This window comes from Bacillus sp. 37MA (genome assembly GCF_000372765.1).
In the GTDB taxonomy this organism is placed as follows: domain Bacteria; phylum Bacillota; class Bacilli; order Bacillales; family Domibacillaceae; genus Domibacillus; species Domibacillus aminovorans.
The window spans coordinates 407,695-426,414 of record NZ_KB889752.1; the positions used below are offsets into that span (position 1 = coordinate 407,695).

Annotated in this window: 20 protein-coding genes and 1 other RNA gene; 16 read left to right on the forward strand and 5 right to left on the reverse strand. The window is 40.1% G+C overall.

Annotation, left to right across the window (positions count from 1 at the left end; all coding sequences use genetic code 11):
• Positions 1-42 precede the first annotated feature (42 nt).
• The 6 genes from A3M5_RS0102185 to A3M5_RS0102215 all read left to right on the forward strand — a co-directional run bounded on the left by A3M5_RS0102185 (position 43) and on the right by A3M5_RS0102215 (position 6,325).
• A complete protein-coding gene (locus A3M5_RS0102185; protein WP_018392112.1) occupies positions 43-285 on the forward strand; it encodes a hypothetical protein in 243 nt (80 codons plus the stop codon).
• Positions 286-826: 541 nt separating this feature from the next.
• Positions 827-979 carry a hypothetical protein gene (locus A3M5_RS25090; protein ID WP_018392113.1) on the forward strand — a complete coding sequence of 51 codons (153 nt, stop codon included), beginning with the start codon at positions 827-829 and terminating at the stop codon, positions 977-979.
• Positions 980-1,292: 313 nt separating this feature from the next.
• Complete coding sequence (locus tag A3M5_RS0102195) at positions 1,293-4,088, forward strand: response regulator (RefSeq protein ID WP_018392114.1); 2,796 nt, start codon at positions 1,293-1,295, stop codon at positions 4,086-4,088.
• Between the two features lie 474 nt (positions 4,089-4,562).
• A complete protein-coding gene (locus tag A3M5_RS0102200) occupies positions 4,563-4,997 on the forward strand; it encodes an SRPBCC family protein (RefSeq protein ID WP_018392115.1) in 435 nt (144 codons plus the stop codon).
• Positions 4,998-5,360: an ArsR/SmtB family transcription factor gene (locus tag A3M5_RS0102205; protein WP_018392116.1), complete on the forward strand. Its 363-nt coding sequence runs from the start codon at positions 4,998-5,000 to the stop codon at positions 5,358-5,360.
• Positions 5,361-5,695: 335 nt separating this feature from the next.
• Entirely contained in the window at positions 5,696-6,325 is a 630-nt protein-coding gene (locus A3M5_RS0102215) for a hypothetical protein (protein WP_018392118.1), read from the forward strand.
• A gap of 205 nt (positions 6,326-6,530) precedes the next feature.
• Here the strand turns inward: A3M5_RS0102215 and A3M5_RS26535 are convergent, their stop codons facing one another.
• Positions 6,531-6,836, reverse strand: a complete 306-nt coding sequence (locus A3M5_RS26535) for an alpha/beta fold hydrolase (RefSeq protein ID WP_018392119.1) — start codon at positions 6,834-6,836, stop codon at positions 6,531-6,533.
• Positions 6,837-7,294: 458 nt separating this feature from the next.
• Between A3M5_RS26535 and asnB the strand changes: the two genes are divergently transcribed.
• Positions 7,295-9,130, forward strand: a complete 1,836-nt coding sequence (asnB, locus tag A3M5_RS0102230; RefSeq protein ID WP_018392121.1) for an asparagine synthase (glutamine-hydrolyzing) — start codon at positions 7,295-7,297, stop codon at positions 9,128-9,130.
• Between the two features lie 102 nt (positions 9,131-9,232).
• Positions 9,233-9,550 (forward strand): pyrimidine/purine nucleoside phosphorylase, encoded by a 318-nt coding sequence (ppnP, locus tag A3M5_RS0102235; protein WP_026221553.1) that lies wholly within the window; start codon positions 9,233-9,235, stop codon positions 9,548-9,550.
• Between the two features lie 86 nt (positions 9,551-9,636).
• Here the strand turns inward: ppnP and A3M5_RS0102240 are convergent, their stop codons facing one another.
• Positions 9,637-10,617 (reverse strand): LLM class flavin-dependent oxidoreductase, encoded by a 981-nt coding sequence (locus A3M5_RS0102240; protein WP_018392123.1) that lies wholly within the window; start codon positions 10,615-10,617, stop codon positions 9,637-9,639.
• Between the two features lie 169 nt (positions 10,618-10,786).
• Here A3M5_RS0102240 and ssrS point away from each other — a divergent pair.
• Positions 10,787-10,985: non-coding RNA, 6S RNA (ssrS, locus tag A3M5_RS23995), on the forward strand.
• Positions 10,986-11,114: 129 nt separating this feature from the next.
• Positions 11,115-11,351: a phage holin gene (locus A3M5_RS0102245; protein WP_018392124.1), complete on the forward strand. Its 237-nt coding sequence runs from the start codon at positions 11,115-11,117 to the stop codon at positions 11,349-11,351.
• An 87-nt stretch (positions 11,352-11,438) separates the two neighbouring features.
• Here the strand turns inward: A3M5_RS0102245 and A3M5_RS24225 are convergent, their stop codons facing one another.
• Together A3M5_RS24225 and A3M5_RS0102255 are read right to left on the reverse strand one after the other, a co-directional pair.
• On the reverse strand, positions 11,439-11,606 hold the full coding sequence (locus A3M5_RS24225; RefSeq protein WP_018392125.1) for an aspartyl-phosphate phosphatase Spo0E family protein: 168 nt from the start codon (positions 11,604-11,606) through the stop codon (positions 11,439-11,441).
• Positions 11,607-11,822: 216 nt separating this feature from the next.
• Positions 11,823-12,200: a nucleotide excision repair endonuclease gene (locus A3M5_RS0102255; RefSeq protein WP_018392126.1), complete on the reverse strand. Its 378-nt coding sequence runs from the start codon at positions 12,198-12,200 to the stop codon at positions 11,823-11,825.
• A 68-nt stretch (positions 12,201-12,268) separates the two neighbouring features.
• On the opposite strand from A3M5_RS0102255, the gene A3M5_RS0102260 reads away from it, so the two are divergent.
• Positions 12,269-12,757: a DUF456 domain-containing protein gene (locus tag A3M5_RS0102260; RefSeq protein WP_018392127.1), complete on the forward strand. Its 489-nt coding sequence runs from the start codon at positions 12,269-12,271 to the stop codon at positions 12,755-12,757.
• A 45-nt stretch (positions 12,758-12,802) separates the two neighbouring features.
• Here A3M5_RS0102260 and A3M5_RS0102265 read toward each other — a convergent pair whose 3' ends face one another.
• Positions 12,803-13,042, reverse strand: coding sequence for a cold-shock protein (locus A3M5_RS0102265; protein ID WP_018392128.1), 240 nt, complete (start codon positions 13,040-13,042; stop codon positions 12,803-12,805).
• A gap of 445 nt (positions 13,043-13,487) precedes the next feature.
• On the opposite strand from A3M5_RS0102265, the gene A3M5_RS25100 reads away from it, so the two are divergent.
• The 5 genes from A3M5_RS25100 to gcvPB all read left to right on the forward strand — a co-directional run bounded on the left by A3M5_RS25100 (position 13,488) and on the right by gcvPB (position 18,699).
• Entirely contained in the window at positions 13,488-13,652 is a 165-nt protein-coding gene (locus A3M5_RS25100) for a hypothetical protein (protein WP_018392130.1), read from the forward strand.
• 451 nt (positions 13,653-14,103) lie between these two features.
• Positions 14,104-14,592, forward strand: coding sequence for an amidase domain-containing protein (locus tag A3M5_RS0102280; protein WP_018392131.1), 489 nt, complete (start codon positions 14,104-14,106; stop codon positions 14,590-14,592).
• 181 nt (positions 14,593-14,773) lie between these two features.
• Positions 14,774-15,895, forward strand: a complete 1,122-nt coding sequence (gene gcvT, locus A3M5_RS0102285; protein ID WP_018392132.1) for a glycine cleavage system aminomethyltransferase GcvT — start codon at positions 14,774-14,776, stop codon at positions 15,893-15,895.
• Position 15,896: 1 nt separating this feature from the next.
• Positions 15,897-17,249 carry an aminomethyl-transferring glycine dehydrogenase subunit GcvPA gene (gene gcvPA / locus A3M5_RS0102290; RefSeq protein ID WP_018392133.1) on the forward strand — a complete coding sequence of 451 codons (1,353 nt, stop codon included), beginning with the start codon at positions 15,897-15,899 and terminating at the stop codon, positions 17,247-17,249.
• Positions 17,242-18,699 (forward strand): aminomethyl-transferring glycine dehydrogenase subunit GcvPB, encoded by a 1,458-nt coding sequence (gcvPB, locus tag A3M5_RS0102295; protein WP_018392134.1) that lies wholly within the window; start codon positions 17,242-17,244, stop codon positions 18,697-18,699. The genes gcvPA and gcvPB overlap by 8 nt, the downstream gene beginning before the upstream one ends.
• Positions 18,700-18,720: the final 21 nt, after the last annotated feature.

Below are 18,720 nucleotides of genomic sequence, written 5' to 3' on the forward strand. Positions count from 1 at the left end.
TTTGGATATCATAATGGACATCATCTACTATAGGGGGTTCTTATGAGTACTCGATATTGTTGCCCAAACTGCAAAACGAATCGGACTAGATTCAACATTATTGAACAGGTTGCCCATGCAGTCAAATTAGATCCTCAGACAGGAGAAGTCATTGAACGGTTTGAAGGTACGGCTGACCAAGGTCCTTTCCATACCGTTTACAACGGTCCAAAACGGAGAATCCAATGTGCTGCCTGCGGATTAATTGAAGATGAAATGAGGTTTGTTAAATTCGGTGAGAAATAACAATCTCGCTTCGTATAATGAAAAAAGTGAATTTTGTTGCATGAACACCTCCAGGGTTTTTACTAAATCCTGGGGGACTTATTGGTATTAAACACGGTTTTGTACAATTTAGTCAGTGAATAAGTTTAAATGAATCCTGTCTTTTTGAGACAGTGATGAGAAGTTAAAAAATAAGGGCGGTAATACGTTTCACGCTGACAAGAATTTTGATGTCAAATGGAACCAGAACGAGCTAGTAGTAGGATATCCGACAGATGCTAAAATATATGAACAGGATAACCGTGTGGGTGAGATAAAAGTTAACTATATATTTAATAATAAAGATCGCTAAAAAAGTCATTTGCTCATTAGAATATTAATTAATAGAAGACTTTTTCTACAATTATATTTGAGCTTTTTTGATAGAGATACAACATGATGGATGATAATGAATAGCTAACGGTCAAGAAGAGTTAGGGAAGTAGCCTAACTCTTCTTCTTTTTACTTAAGATCATAATTCCCTTTTAGTAAATCATCACTCAAAGGGAATTTTATAATAAAATGACTAACAAGCTGAAGGGGACTGGAGTGGATGAGTTGTTCCATCTATTAGCTTTAATTGTAGGAATCGGGGGATTTGGAGGACAAAACAGGTGGCTGTTCAAAAAACGAAAAGACGAGAAAGAAATGTGCCAGTGTTATTTGGCAGACTGAAAACGTCGTGTACAACTAGCTTTTTGTGTCCTTAATTGCGTATGTGCTGATGAAATAGCGTTATTTCCGCACAATTATTTTGAAAATTATAGAAATTTTTAGTCTAATTTTGGATAATCAACACCCGCGAAATAAAATATTTATTAATTACAATTTATAATTTAATTCTGAAAATTTTTAAATTATAATAAAAACGTCACCCATAATTATTTTTATCATAATGGCAGTGATACTAGTCAGTAAAAGAACGTTATTCTATTCCTTAGCAAGTGATACTTGGTAGGAATAGAATAGACCAGAAAAGAGGAGTTATATGACATTTAAAAAGAAACTATTTTTAGCTTTTGGCATTATTTATGCAGTAGATGCTCTTCTTCATATTTATGTTGGGACAAGGATGGATAACTTTAACCAAGAAATGGGGAAATTTACCGAAAGCAATGAGGTACTTATGTATGCGAACATCATTCAAGATGGATTGAATGATTACAGTAAAGACTCAAGAGATCTAGTCGCGAATCCACCTCAAGACCTTCAAGGTACAATTGAGGTAGATAGGGATAAACACCTTCAAGATGTGAATCTAGCAATCAATTCCCTGGAAAAGTTGGGGGAATACGAAGAATCACAAGAAATAGTAGAGAATTTAAAGGCAACGATGAGAACATATGCTGAAGTAGATAAAGAAATGTCTACACTCATACAAGAAGGAAAAAATGAGGAAGCAACTCAACTGTACTGGTATAAGGCTCGAGAAAGTATGGACAATATGAATGAAGTTTCCTCTCAACTAAAAAATAGGGAAAATAGTATAGCAACCGAAAATGCCATCGAAATAAACAAGACGTATAATCAAGTTATTACAATAACTAAAGCCTATGTGTCTGTCTCTTATTTGCTTGGATTAACAATGTTACTTTTTATTCTGTGGAATGTGACGGGCAGATTGAATAAGGTCAGTTCCGTCATGTCGAAAGTTAATTTTAATAACATGGATAAATTACCTCGTATACATCTTAAAACAAAAGATGAGATTGGAAAAATTGCTATTTCATTCAATGAAATGGCGGAAGCTCTTGAAACACATACAAGGCAGGAGAAAGAATTAAAAAATGCGGCAGAGAAACAAAGCTGGTTAAAAACGAAAATTGCTGAAATTGCGACCATGTATCCTGGAATAGATAATGTAGAGACGTTAGCCCACATCTTCATCACAAAAGTTACTCCTATGGTGAGGGGAGCGTATGGCGTCATCTATATAAAGGAGGATACGAGATACAACGGAAGCTTCCAGAAGCTTGCTGCCTATGCAGATCATTATGATAATCAACAAGAGGTTGGTGCTAGCAGCTTCCGTTTAGGAGAAGGAATCGTTGGTCAGTGTGCACTAGAGAATCGCATCATTTCACTCAATCAAGTTCCAGAAGACTATATAAAAATCACGTCTGGCTTAGGTTCAGCCCGACCGTCTAATGTACTCGTTCTTCCAGCAGAATTCCAAGGAGAGGTATTGGCTGTGATTGAATTAGCTTCATTTGAACCGTTTAATGACCTAGAGGAAATGCTGCTAAAAGAGGTAATAAGCAATCTCGGTACGAACATAAAAAGTATTTTAAGACATATGCAAGTAGAAAAACTGCTTCAAGAATCACAGGCTTTAACGGAAGAATTGCAGAGTCAATCGGAAGAACTTCAATCTCAGCAAGAGGAGTTAAGAAACGTTAATGAACAACTGGAAGAGCAGTATGAACACTCCGAACAGAAGACAAAAGAAGTCGAAAAAGTAAAAGATATTCTGGAAGAAAAGGCACAGCAGTTAACGCTCAGTTCGCAATATAAATCGGAATTCTTGGCTAATATGTCCCACGAGCTGCGAACGCCACTTAATAGCTTGTTAATTCTCGCTCAAATGCTCACGGATAATGTCGATGGAAATCTGACGGATAAACAGGTGAGTTACGCGAAAACCATCTACTCGTCAGGGAATGATTTATTGCATTTAATCAATGATATTTTAGACATCGTGAAAATTGAAGCAGGAAAAACAGAGGTCATATCTAAAGATGTGGAACTGACTAACGTGAAAGAATTTGTGGAGGCGCAATTTACTCCTGTCGCTCGTAAGAAAAATATTCAATTGCATGTTCAGCTCGCTTCTGATTTGCCAGAGGTTATTCATACAGATAAACAGCGACTACAGCAAATATTGAAAAATTTATTATCCAATGCATTTAAATTCACCGAACATGGTGCTGTCACATTAACAATAGAAAAAGCGGAAAAAGGGATGTTTTCAAAAGAGAAAGAGGATGCTTTCACGCATTCAAATATAGAGTTTGTCTTTTCCGTTAAAGATACAGGAATTGGGATTGCAGCAGAAAATCAGGACATCATTTTCGACGCGTTTAAACAAGCGGATGGGACAATCAGCCGAAAATATGGTGGAACGGGATTAGGGCTTTCCATTAGCCGAGAACTCGCTCAGTTATTAGGTGGTTTCATTGAAGTCGAAAGCATAGAAGGCTATGGAAGCACCTTTACGTTATATTTGTCTCATTACCAAAACATCGTAAAGGAAGAAGATGAAAACATAGCAAGGAAGGAAATAGCCCATTCTGAAGCAGAGGCAGCCACAACGCATCTCGAAAATTCAAGCACCGTACCTGTTGTTTCGGCTGAGTACCCATTCCAGGCAGGGGATTCTTGGAAACAAATACCTGAAAGGAAAGCGTTGCTAGAAGGTAAGAAAATACTCGTAGTGGATGACGATATGCGTAACGTGTTTGCTTTAACAACAGCGCTTGAAAGCTATCAAGTTGAAGTAATGTTTGCAGAAAACGGAAGAGATGGGATTACCGTTTTGCAAGGAAACCCAGACATCGATCTGGTTATTATGGATATTATGATGCCTGAAATGGATGGATTTGAGACGATTCGAGAGATCCGTCAATTACCTGAATTTCAAAGTCTTCCGATCATTGCTCTTACAGCTAAAGCGATGAAAAATGATCGAAAGGAATGTATTGAGGCAGGGGCATCCGATTATATTAGTAAACCAGTAAATTTGGATCAGCTATTTTCAATCATACGGGTATGGCTATACAGATAGGCGAGAGTTCAGTATGATTTATCTACACACTTGAATGAATTTTATTTCAAAATTTTTTAATTCTAAATCAACATAAGAGGTATTATGTTGTATTAAAAACGCCGCAGACTCTAAGATCTGGGCGTTTTTTTGTAACACGTCTTATTGAATTAGCGAGGCAGTCTAGTACAATAAAGTCAGTACGGAAAAGATGAGTAAAAAGAGTGGGGTTTACAAAATGATGGAATTAAGGGAATACCTCATTACTACTTTTCCAGGGCTTATGGTGAAGTATTTTAAGTTTATTAACAGATAAAGCGATGAAAATGACAGGAACAGAAGGGCCTAGGCGTAAATGGATTACTTAGGTTTTCTTTTTAGTTACGATAATTCGTTTTTAGGCAAAACTAAATTGACATGAAACCAAAAGGTGTTATATTATGAAGGCATGAAACTAAAAGGTGTTATATTTAAATGAAGGTAAAGGAGAATATGATGGAAACAAATAATCAAAACATACTACAAGATATTAAACAAACGGTTATTATTGAAGCGCCTATTCAAAAAGTATGGAACACAGTATCCACTTCGGAGGGCATTGCAGCATGGTTTATGCCAAATGATTTTGAACGGAAAGAAGGATACGAATTCCATTTACAATCACCATTTGGACCATCTCCATGTAAAGTATTAGAAATTGATGAACCTCATCGGCTTTCTTTTTCGTGGGATACAGATGGCTGGGTTGTTACATTTATTTTAAAAGAGTTGGGTGACAAGACAGAGTTTATTCTTATTCATAGTGGATGGAAACATCCTGATGTTGTTCTTCCAAAAGCGAAGGAGAAAAGTTCCGTTATTCGCGATAGAATGGACAATGGTTGGGTAGCGATTGTTAATGAACGTCTTAAAAAGGTTGTTGAGGGTTAAATGACTTCATCAGCAATAAAATATGATGTATTTCAAGCTATTGCTGACCCAACTCGTAGAGAAGTACTGAGATTGCTTGCTCAAAAGGAATTACCTATTTCAAAAATAACATCACATTTTCCCATGAGCCGTACCGCCATTGCAAAACATCTTTATATCCTTTCAGAAGCAAAATTAGTCAGTGGACGAAAGGTAGGTAGAGAAAAACTTTATCGGTTGCAGCCAGAACCATTAGAAGAATTACAGCAGTGGCTTTCTTTTTACGAACAATTTTGGAATAATAAATTGTCAATGCTTAAACATATGGTTGAAAATGATGGAGAAAAGGAATTACAACCCATTAGAACAGAATTGGATAAATAGAAATGACAATTGTAAGGAAGTTATAAATAGAATAAGAGAAAGACCGACCGGCTGAGTGATAAGGTCGGTCTTTTTGTTGTAAAAAATGCCCGTAAGGAGTAGATCCTGATTCCAGCACTATTTTTGTCGTCTCTAACTTGCGGTAATGCCTTATACATAGCTTTTTTAGCAGATATGTTTTTAGTACTGGTGTTATGCCAACTCTTAACGAATATACTTGAATGGTATATTCACTGGTTTTGGCTTGTGGAGGCAGTTCCAGAGTGGAATGGCGAGAAGGTTCACATCTTACATGAAGAATTTATGCTTCAAAGGAGGGGAATGGGATAGAGAGGATGACGCCCAGCAAACTACAGTATTTGTTCGATGTTGAGCATCCTTTAAATCAGTTCGAACAGTATGCTGAATTTATAGAACGCTCACTAAGAAGTGAGGTAGGCAGGTATGAAAAAATGGCAGCAGAATTCGATGGGGAGGATCAAGAAGGCTTTTGGGATTGGCATATGGATGAAGTTAGCCTTTACCGTAGTGATTTCCCCAATATTTTAAGAAGCTCCCTTTTAACGAGCATGTACTCTTTTGTAGAAAGTAAATTGGTGGCGCTCTGTCACCCTACTGAATCAGGAAGAACTTTTAGTGAGAGAAACAGCAGCCGGAAACCGTTGATTAATAAAGCGAGAGATTATTTAATAACCGAGTTGAACGTGGAGTTTCCGGTTGATACACCAGCGTGGAAATTCATCCAAAACACGAATAGGATACGGAACTGTTTGGTCCATAGTGGCGGGGATGTGAGTGCATTCAGGTCAGAGCGGAAATTAAGAAACATTATTGCCGATATGGAGTATGTAATGATAGACCAAAGAGACAAGATCATTCTGGATGAGACGTTTTGTCTGGCATTCATTGATCATAGCTTTGTGCTTTTATCAGCGCTTTACAATGTTCAGATAGAGGAGCGTTGAATGTTTTTGCTCATCAAGGCAGAAATAGTTGGAGATGCCGTATGACAGTTTTTCAATCAAGCATATTAATATCTAAAATCAGCAATAATATGCTTATATTTAATATAACAAAGAAGGATAAGCTTAAACAAAGATACTTTTGTATGTCCGCCTTTGTCGCTTTGAGGCATTAGGGTGAATAAAGGGTGCTAAGAAAAGATAAGTATCAACCTGATTGGGAATATTGACTCCCTGCAAAACGAAGCACTGATGCACCTCCAAAGGAATGTCCTGCAAGAATAATCTTAGTATTGGGATTATCTCTCCTAATCCAATTCATTAGATCCGCCAAATTATCATCTATTTGATCAATGTAATCAATGTCCCTTCTACGTTTAGGGTACATACCATAACCCCTTAAATTAAGGGTGTAAACTTGTGCTAGTTTTTTTGAAGGTACGTACTCAGCAAAACGAAAGAGATATTTCCTGTCTTCAGCTAAGCTCGCACATTTCTTGAGGGGTAATCTCACGTTGAGCCATTAATACCTCTTACTCCTTTATAAAATGAAAAGACTGTCAAAGATAAACCATAATCAATTTAAAAAATCAGAAAAATTCTTTCTATTGATTTAAGAATTGTAAATACATTTTTATTCATTATATTCTGCAGAGCTTGAAACTTCTCTTTAACGATTTTAAAACCATCTATTTTCTCAACGCTTACCACACTGTTTGCCTCATTAGCTGCATAATAAAATTCACAAAATAGTATCGAGGTTGATAATGTGAAATATACTTGTGCTTAAATTAAATAAGATTGTTCCTGATTAGTACGATGATTAACAATGCTGTTTAACAGAGTCTTTCTGAAAAAGGAGCATGATGAGCGAAAATCAGATCTCTCTTCATTCGTATGTAATCCGTCAATGTTCACTTGGAATGATTCACTTCCTGCCTGAATACATTAATGCAGGAAAGGGTGATCTACATGTGCGGAATAACGGGATGGGTAGATTTTGCACGCGATATGAGGAATGAACAAGAGGCGGTTAAAACGATGGCGGCGACGCTTAAAAAACGTGGTCCGGATGACTTTCGTGTGTGGGCAACCCATCATGCAGCATTCGGTCACACGCGGCTCGTCGTCGTCGATCCGGTAGGCGGCAGGCAGCCGATGACATGCGGTCCGTATACGATTGTGTATAATGGTGAGCTGTATAATACGGAAGAAATTAGGCAGGAGCTGTTGAAAAAGGGATATACGTTTCAAGGACATTCCGATACGGAAGTGCTGTTGACGGCCTTTATTGAATGGCGTGAGAAATGTGTAAATCGTCTAAATGGAATTTTTGCATTCGGTGTATGGGATGAAAATCAGCAGGAGCTGTTTATGGCGAGAGATCGGCTCGGAGTAAAGCCACTCTTTTATACCGAATGGGACGATTCTTTTTTGTTTGGATCGGAAATAAAGGCGCTTCTGGCGCATCGTCATGTAAAGGCGGAAATCGATCGTGAAGGACTAATGGAATTGTTCACGCTCGGACCGGGGCGGACGCCGGGGCATGGTATTTTTAAAGGGATCCATGAATTGCGCCCGGCTCACGCGCTTACGTTGAATCGAACTGGACGTCGCATATGGCGATACTGGAACGTGGAAAGCAAGAAGCACCTTCATTCGATGGATGAAACAGCGGAACAGGTTCGATTTTTATTAAAAGATGCCGTTGAGCGTCAGTTGACAGCCGATGTGCCCGTTTGTACTTTTTTATCCGGCGGTGTTGATTCGAGTGCGATCAGCGCATTTGCATCGGATTATTTTCAAAAAAACGGACGTGGTTCTCTTCACACCTATTCGATTGAATATGCGGAAAACAGCCAATATTTTAAGAAAAGTGTCTTTCAGCCAAGTGAAGATCAGCTATGGATTGATAAAATGCAAAAACATATCGGATCGATTCATCATTCATCGATCATTGAATATGACGAGCTTGCGGATAAACTAAAGGCTGCGATGATTGCCCGTGATGCGCCGGGAATGGCGGACGTTGATTCGTCTTTATTATGGTTTTGTGAAGAAATCAAACACGATTTTACAGTCGGGTTGTCCGGTGAGTGTGCGGATGAAATTTTCGGCGGATATCCGTGGTTTCACAGGGAAGAGTTGTTGAATGGATGCGGTTTTCCATGGATTCAGTCGTTAGCGGATAAGACGCTTTTACTAAATGAAAAATGGCGAAACACCCTTCCATTAGAAGAGTATGGGGAACAACGGTATAACGATCTTGTTGGTGAAACGCCCCAATTAGACGGGGAAAGCGGAATCGATCGCCGCCGCCGGGAAATGTTTTATGTGAATATGGTGTCGTTTATGACGGCTCTTCTTGAGCGGAAAGATCGGATGAGTATGGGTGCGGGTCTCGAAGTGCGGGTGCCGTTTGCGGATCACCGGATCGTTGAGTATGCGTGGAATATTCCATGGAAGATGAAGATGGCGGACGGCCGGGAAAAAGGGATTTTGCGGAAGGCGCTTGACGGCTTTCTACCGAGAGAGGTGTTGTACCGGAAGAAAAGTCCGTATCCGAAGACACATCATCCGGGCTATACGAAGCTGGTCAGCGGGATGATGAATGACGTTCTTGCCAAAGATTCGCCGCTGCTTGAATTTTTTTCACGATCATCATTGCAAGAGATCACAGAATCAGGAGGGGCATCGTTTCAAGTGCCATGGTTTGGCCAGCTAATGACGGGACCGCAGCTGCTTGCTTATTTTGTACAGATGAATCAATGGTTTGAACAATACAATGTGAAAGTAAGTACCAATTAACGTACACAGTGAATGAATAATTCAGGCATCCAATCGGGTGTCTTTTTCAATATTTAGATTTTGTGGTACAGTAAAAAAAATGAATAGGAGAGGAAGATGACGATGACACAATTTAAAAATGTAACAGTAGACAAAGCAGCAAATATTTATTTTGAAGGGAAAGTGACAAGCCGGACGGTTTTCTTTGAAGACGGAACGAAAAAAACACTTGGTATTATGATGCCTGGGGAATATGAATTTGCGACTGTGCTGAAAGAAGAGATGGATATTACGGCTGGAACGCTTCAGTATAAGCTTGCAGGCGGCGAGTGGGAAACGATCGACGGAAGCGGCGTTTTTTACGTGCCAGCGAATGAGTCCTTTCAGTTAAACGTACATACAGTAGTAGATTATTGCTGTTCGTATTTGGAAGAGGAATAAAGAAAACTTTCCTGGCAGCAATCTGCTGTAGGTTATATTTTGGAACGAGAGAGAGCTGTCCCGAAATAGGGACAGCTCTCTCTCGTTTATTTCATTAGATCAGCAACAATTTCAAATGAGCGTAAACGAGCGTCATGGTCGAATATTTGCGCGTTCACCATAATTTCGTCTGCTTCTGTGTCTTCGATAAATGTCTTGAGTTTTTGCTTCACTGTATCCGGTCCGCCAATAATTGATGCACCGAGCTGCTGTTGAAGCGCTGCTTTTTCAAAATCACTCCATAGTTCATCCATGTTATCAACGGGCGGCTGAAGCGGTACAGTATTGTTGCGGATTAAGTTTAAAAATTGCTGCTGCATCGACGTCGCAAGTTTTTCCGCTTCCTCGTCTGTATCAGCGGCGATCACATTGACACCGAGCATGGCATACGGTTTGTCAATGACGCCAGAATTATTGAAATGACGGCGGTAGAGGGCAAGGGCTGACATCGTATTATCGGGTGAAAAATGACTCGCAAATGAAAATGGCAAGCCAAGATCGCCGGCAAGACGGGCGCTGAACCCGCTTGAACCGAGTAGCCAGATCGGAGTGTTTAACCCTTCTCCAGGAATAGCACGCACATGTTTGCGGCCTGTTTTAAAATAACTGCGAAGTTCTTCCAACTGTTCTGGGAAATCATGACCATCACTCTGGTTTTGGCGTCTTAATGCCCGCATTGTCACTTGGTCTGTGCCAGGTGCACGGCCAAGACCGAGGTCAATACGTCCAGGGAAAAGAGATTCAAGTGTGCCAAATTGTTCGGCGATAATGAGCGGCGCATGGTTGGGCAGCATAATGCCGCCGGAACCGACACGGATCGTATTCGTTGCGGCAGCGATGTGACCGATCACGATAGCTGTGGCCGAGCTTGCAATACCAGGCATGCTATGATGTTCTGCGAGCCAATAGCGGTTATACCCCCATTTTTCAGCATGCTGCGCAAGATCAGCAGAATGAATGAATGATTCCGATGCCGTCCCGCCTGCTGTAATCGGTGCCAGATCGAGAACGGAATAGTTGATAGACATCGTTTGGGACACTTCTTTCTATATTATAATGATTTGTATTAGTGTAGCAGGAATTTTTCATGAGACAAAATAAAATGACTTGATTTCAGAAAGAGTACATTATCTGTACTTAAGCAGGTGGGGAAAACATTACCGTTGATTTATTAAAGCGAATGGAGTAATATACGAATACAAGCTGCGTTGTACGTAATCAATAATTAAGTTTTAACCTTTAAGCTGTAATCGGGAGTTTTATATAAAAACGGAAATGACATGCCTCTGTCGATACGACAAGGAGGACAAGCAAGAACGTTTTTGCGAACACCCACTTTGAGAAGTGGTGGTTTAAAACTTTCTTATGTAATCCATACGGCAAAGGCGGCTTGTCTAACGATAACTTTCTAAATCAGTTCCTTATAGGGACTGATTTTTTTGTGCGTAAACAGGTTTGTCTGTAAACAATTTATGAGATGTACATACATTATGTATAAAATAAGTAATGGAAGGGGGAGATGCTAGTGAAACGAGATATTATCACTTTATTAGGGGGGTTCCTGACTTCATTATTCTTGTTTTTAGGAGCGATTGGTGTCTCTTTTGACTGGTTGACGCAGCAAAGTATCGATGCATTTATGATGCTCTGTGGAGCATCAGTAGCGCTCGGAATTAACTTGTACGCTGTATGGAAAAATACGTATGTCAGCAAAAAAGCGAGAAAACAGAAGGAAGTATTAAAAGAAAAGGGCTTGAAGTAATCAAAACAAATGAGCAACACGGCGAGTGTTATATAGCCGTGTTGTTTGCTTTATATTTATCAAATTCCCGCCCTAAGCGAATAGGAATTAAAATTTGCATTTCAATTGAAATTGATTCAATAGTTTGTCCAAATGTTGACTATGTTTAATCGTATCGGTATGACTGAGTCCCTTCGCCGTTCCAGTTGAAATCATTAACTTGCGCACCGTTTTAATTTGAATCATTAAGTCATGAAAGTGATCATGGTTATTCATTCTTTACGATCCTCCAAAATAATCGTTTTTAAAAGGCTAGAAACATATCAGGGACTAGTATACGTGATGAAAATAAAGAAAGAAATAGTTTCGACAAAAGTTCTTATAACCTTGTATGTTTGTCGAGATTTTTAAGGAGAAAAAGAAGGAACATCTGTTGAAGTGTTGAACAAATATAAATAAAAAAGCCCGACTTTTAAATAGTCGGGTGTTAGATTAAGATCTAAAAAAGGCTTTTTCTGTATTATACTTTGACTGGAGCATATTAATAATATACGTTTCATAAATCTCGCGTTCCATCGGATTGTCCACAACACAGACAACAATTTTATGAACGTCATCCCGGTGATTTTTAATGTCTGAGACGTTATCTTCAAAATGTTTGCGGATGCGCATGCGGAGTTTTCGTGCTTTACCGACAAACAGTAAGTTGTCACTTACATCGTAAAACATAAAGATGCCCGCTTTGTCACGCGGAATTTTATGATAATCCGTAAAGCCATATTCTTTGGCAATAGCGGCTTCGCTCGTATCTTCCAGATTTCGTTTTCTTATTAAAATGAAGTCGGCCTGTGGCATGTCAATTTTAATCAAATTCAATCACTTCCTATTCTTTCACATATTGGTACAATATTATCATAACAGAGAAGAGGTGGCTATAGGTGGCTATTTTAGTATGGACCGGAATTATTTTATTATTTATCGTCAGTTTTATTGGATTTATCTTTCCAATTGTTCCATCCGTACTCGTATTGTGGGCGGGATTTGCCCTTTATTATTTTGGCATTAGTAAAGAAGAGCTATCGGTTGTTTTCTGGATCGCGATGCTTTTATTTACCGTGCTCACTTTCATCGCTGATTTCCTAGCTAACAGCTATTTCGTAAAAAAGTATGGTGGATCGAAATGGGGAGAATGGACAGCGGTCGTTGCGATTATCGCCGGTTCGTTTATTATGCCGCCGTTTGGAATTTTGATTGTGCCGTTTGCGGCGGTACTTCTCGTTGAACTCATCATTCAAAAAAATGTGAAGACGGCCTTTCTCGTTGCCTACGCAACACTCATTGCATTCTTGAGCGGTACACTTGCAAAAGTCGTCATTCAATTAATGATGATTATTTGGTTCTTTCTTGAAGCCATCATTTCGCTGTGAGAAAAGGAATCAAGTAAGTAGAAAAAGCGGATTCCACAAAGGGAATCACGCTTTTTTTTGTTCGTTTTGTTCGGCTTCAGCCGATTTACGAAATGTATTATTTTGTAGGGAATTGGTAAGACGGTTCCCGGTTTCCATGTCACTTCCACAAAACGGGCACGAAGGCGTATCATCTTCGGAAAAATTCTTTCTCATCCAGCCATTACAGTCGTCCTTTGTACACTCCCACGTCTCAATGTCAACGTTTGGTAATGGCTCAGCACGATTTTTGCTGTAATAAGACATAACGTCACCCCCGATTTTATTGGTCAATCTTATTTATTATCTCATACTTTCATTATTTCCGAAATGGGGAATTTTAAACAGAACAATAAAGAGAGGTCTGATCTCCTTGTAAAATGTTTTTTTTCAGATGTTATATTAAAATTATAGAAAGAAGATTTTCGTGGCATGGAGGATTCTGGCTGTAAAAGTGAAAGGACTGATGTAAATGAGCGAAGTAGTACTGCAGGTTATTGTCTTTCTCATTGTGTTTTTTGCAATGATCAAGTTGTATCCGATTGTTCAAAAGATGTGGAAAAAATAAGCGGCCCGGTTTTTGGATGAAACAGGTTTTTTCTCGGTAAACTCCCATATTACCGCGCTATGATGAGGAAAAGGGGGCGGTTTTGATGGGAAAAGAGTATGATTAATCGAAGTTGCCACACTCATTCTCATTGCGGGCTGCGGTGTGAAAGAAAAAGTGAATCTAGAAGAGAAGTATAAAGAAGCGAGGCCATTTGAACCAGCGTTTCCATATTGGAGCATTTTCGCATTGAATGAAATCAATCTGATCGAGGAAAACGAGCGTTTTGAGGGGCTGTTTCATCATCCGCTGGACAGAAGAGTCGTTTGATCGGAAAATAAATGATTTTTTAGCGGATTCAGTGATTGAGGTCATCGATATTAAATTCTCGTCGCCGATTTTTTCTACACAGCGATGGTTATGTATATGTGATATTGACATAAATTGAGTTTCATGATATAGTTGAAAACTCATGAAGATCGTAACTTAGAACGTTTCATATAAGAAAATTTGGCATTCTGCTAGTGTTGGTAAAACTTATTCACACTGGAGTGGCTTCGGAGCCACAAGGACTTAAGAGAAGGCAGGGCTTAGGTCGTTTAGGTACATCATAAACGACGATGTGGAATAGAACCGCGGCGGTTTAATTTGAGGTGAATTGAGATTTCATCTTAAAAACGTTGTGAGTTACAAAATAATGAATGAACGAAACCGGGCTGATTGATCAGTCCGGTTTTTCTATGCTCTTTTTTGCATACAATGTAAAAAGGAGGCGTGATATTTGTACAATAGAGAAAAAGCGGTTGCGTACGCACAACAATGGTGGAACAGCTACAATCCGGCTTTTCCGCGTTTTGAAGTCGACTGCACCAATTATATATCGCAATGTTTGTTGGCAGGCGGGGCACCGCAGCGTGGGTATCCCCATCGCGAAAAAGGATGGTGGGTCGCCGGTGGCACGTGGAGTTTCAGCTGGAGTGTGTCTCATTCGTTAAGGTGGTATTTGGAAGGCTCAAAGCACGGATTAAAGGCAAAAAAAGTATCATCACTTGATCAGCTACAGCTAGGAGATGTTATTTTTTATGATTTTACGGGGGATGGACGAATGGATCATTCAACGATTGTGACGAGTAAGAGCGGCGGTGTGCCCTTTGTTAACGCCCATACGAACAACAGCCGGAATCGTCATTGGAGTTACACGAGTTCACCTGCGTATACACCAGCTATCAAGTATTTATTTTTTCATATTGAGGACAATATGTCGTTATAAGAGCTTTTTGTGAAAAATTTGACATCGTTACAAGGTTAAAATCTCAAGTAAAAGGATATATAAAGGGAGACAGTGTGCCCTTCTATGTCCTTTTTTCTATGAGTAAAAAGCACGTAAGAATGAAAAGATATAATGGACGAAATTAAGAAGCAAACGAGAAATCTTAAACGGGGGTGTAGGAATGAGTCAGGAAACAGAACTAAAGAGAACACCAATTTTTGACACATACAAAAAAAACGGAGCGAAAGTGATTGATTTTGGCGGATGGGCATTGCCGGTCCAGTTTACAGGCATTATCGAAGAACATGAAGCTGTCCGGACTAAAGCGGGACTTTTTGATGTTTCTCACATGGGAGAAGTCCTTGTCGAAGGAAAAGATGCGGAACGTTATTTGAATCATCTCGTCACAAACGATGTGACAAAGCTTCAGATCAATCATGCGCAGTATACAGCGATGTGTGACCCAGATGGCGGCACAGTCGATGATCTGCTTATTTATAAGTTAGAGAACGAAACATATTTGCTTGTCATTAATGCAGCAAATATTGAAAAAGATTTCGAATGGATGAAGCAGCACGTGAAAGGAAGTGTGAAGCTTGAAAATAGATCAAGTGACATTGCACTGATTGCAATCCAGGGACCTAAAGCAGAAGGCATTTTACAAACAGTAACAGATGTTCATTTGTCAGAAATTGGCTTTTTTCATTTTGCGCAAAATGTCCGTGTGAACGGTGTGGAAAACGTGCTTGTCTCCCGGACAGGGTATACAGGCGAAGACGGTTTTGAACTTTATTTAAAAGCAAGTGACGCGGAAAAACTTTGGGAGAGCCTTCTAGAAGCTGGGAAAGCAGAGGGCTTAAAGCGATGCGGACTTGGTGCGCGTGACACCCTTCGTTTAGAAGCACGTCTTGCTTTGTACGGCCAAGAGCTCACGCGTGACATCAGCCCGCTAGAAGCAGGAATCGGTTTTGCCGTAAAAACGAAGAAAGAAAGTGATTTTATCGGCAAATCAGCTCTTATAAAACAAAAAGAAGACGGGTTAACAAGAAAAATAGTCGGGATTGAAGTGACAGGAAGAGGCATTCCACGTCACGGGTATAAAGTATTTTCCGAAACGGAAGAGGAGATTGGTTTTATGACATCGGGAACGCACTCACCGACTTTAAAGAAAAACCTCGGCCTTGCTTTGATTAAATCGGAACATACTAAAGAGGGGACGCCACTAAAAGTAGAAATTCGCCATAAGAAAGTGGATGCCCATGTTGTCAAAACACCATTCTACAAAAGAGAAGGGGAACGATAAAATGACGTCCACTTATCGATACTTACCAGACACAAAACAAGATCAAGAAGAGATGCTTGCTCTTTTAACGATTTCTTCAGTAGATGAATTGTTTGAAGACGTACCAAAAGAAATTCGTTTAGAAGGTGAGCTCAACATCCCGAATGCCGTACCAGAGCCGCTTCTTGTGAAAAAAATGCATCAGCTATCATCACAAAATAAACATGCCAATCACTATCCTATTTTTCTCGGTGCTGGCACATATGATCATTACATTCCAAGCGTCGTCAATCATGTCATTTCACGGTCTGAATTTTATACGGCGTATACACCTTATCAGCCGGAAATCAGCCAAGGGGAATTACAGGCTATTTTTGAATTTCAAACGATGGTTTGTGAACTGACAGGAATGGATGTAGCGAATTCTTCGATGTACGATGGTCCTACATCACTGGCAGAAGCTGCGTCACTTGCTATTACGTCAACGAGACGTTCAAAAGTGATTGTATCTAAATCGGTGCATCCTGAATCGAGAGCGATCTTAAATACCGTATCAGGCGGACTAGAATATACTGTCGAAGAAGCTGCACTAGATGGAGATATAACAGATCTCGAAAAGCTGCAAGAACAAATGGATCAAGACACGGCGGCGGTCATTGTTCAATATCCAAACTTTTTCGGTTCTATTGAAGATTTAACGAAGATCAAGACCATTTCAGAAGAGAAAGGCGCGCTTTTCATCGTGAGTGCCAATCCGCTCGCTTTAGCGCTTTTAGAGGCACCAGGTAAACTAGGTGCGGATATCGTGATCGGGGACATGCAGCCGCTTGGAATCCCGATGTCTTTTGGCGGCCCGCATTGCGGCTATTTCGCTGTGAAGAAAAAAATGATGCGCAAAGTACCTGGACGTATTGTTGGACAAACGACGGATGACCAAGGAAAACGAGGGTTTGTCTTAACGCTGCAAGCGCGCGAACAACATATTCGCCGAGATAAAGCATCCTCTAATATTTGTTCAAATCAAGCATTAAATGCACTTGCTTCTGCTGTTTGTATGGCGTCACTTGGCAAAGAAGGAATCCGTCAGATGGCACAGTTGAACATTGAAAAAGCGGATTATATGGCTAAATGCCTTCAAAAGAAAGGTTTTAACGTGAAAAATAAAGCACCATTTTTTAATGAATTCATTGTAGAATTTCCGCTACCCGTCAAAGAAGTAAATGCAAAACTGTTAGAGGTAGGAATGATCGGTGGATTCGATTTAGGAAATGACTATAGACTTGAGAACGAAATGCTGATTGCGGTGACAGAGCAACGGACAAAAGAGGAGATGGACCAATTTGTAAAGGTGTTGGAGGCGATGAAAAATGGTTGAATACAATGAATTAATCTTTGAATTGAGTCGCCAAGGGAGAATCGGGTCAAGCCTTCCGGAAAGTGACGTTGATAAAGTCGATTTACATGATAAACTGCCCGCCTATTTAATACGAGACATGCCAGCGGAACTCCCAGAAGTGTCAGAGCTTCAGCTAATTCGCCATTACACAGCCCTTTCGAACAAAAACCATGGCATCGATAATGGGTTTTATCCACTCGGTTCGTGTACGATGAAGTACAATCCAAAAATTAATGAAGATGTGGCACGGTTTGAAGGATTCAGCCGGATCCATCCATATCAGCCCGCTGAAACGGTGCAGGGAGCGCTCAAACTTTTACATGAGTTGCAAGAAGATTTAGCTGAAGTTACGGGCATGGATGCCGTGACGCTGCAGCCTTCAGCTGGAGCGCAAGGGGAATGGACAGGGCTAATGATGGTCAAAGCGTACTTTGAGCAAAAAGGAGAAAAAAGAACAAAAGTACTTGTTCCTGACTCTGCACATGGGACGAATCCAGCGAGTGCAACAGTGGCAGGTTTTAAAACAGTGACCATACCGTCAAATGAAGATGGTTTAGTCGATCTGGCAGAATTGAAAAAGCATGTCGGTCATGACACAGCAGCTTTAATGCTGACAAATCCAAATACATTAGGGCTATTTGAAAAAGACATTGTTGACATTGCCAAGGTTGTTCACGAAGCAGGCGGCTTACTGTATTATGATGGGGCCAATGCGAATGCCATTTTAGGAAAAACGACACCTGGGAACATGGGCTTTGACATCGTCCATTTAAATCTTCACAAAACATTTACAACACCTCATGGTGGCGGCGGTCCTGGTGCAGGTCCAGTCGGTGTGAAAGAGAAACTGATTCCGTATTTGCCGGTGCCGCGTATTGAGAAAGAAAACGATCAATATGTATTGAATAGTCATCACCCTTTATCAATTGGCCGTGTGAAAGGATATTATGGAAACTTTGGTATTCTTGTACGTGCGTATACATATATCCGTACAATGGGACCTGTTGGGTTACGTCAAGTATCCGAAAGTGCCGTCCTTCACGCCAATTATCTGCGTAAAAAGCTGGAGCCTTATTTTGAATCACCGTATTCACAATATTGTAAGCATGAATTTGTTTTATCAGGGTCCAGACAGAAAAAGCTAGGTGTAAGAACACTCGATATGGCAAAACGGCTGCTCGATTTTGGCTATCATCCACCAACCATTTATTTCCCATTAAATGTAGAGGAATGCATGATGATCGAACCAACGGAAACAGAGTCGAAAGAAACGATGGATGCTTTTGCTGAGGCAATGATTCAGATTGCCAAAGAAGTAGAAGAAAATCCAGACGTCGTATTTGAAGCACCACATACAACAATCATTGGACGATTAGATGAAGTACAAGCGGCAAGACAGCCCATATTGCGTTATTCGAAAGAGGAATAAACTGCATACTCTTAGGGAGGA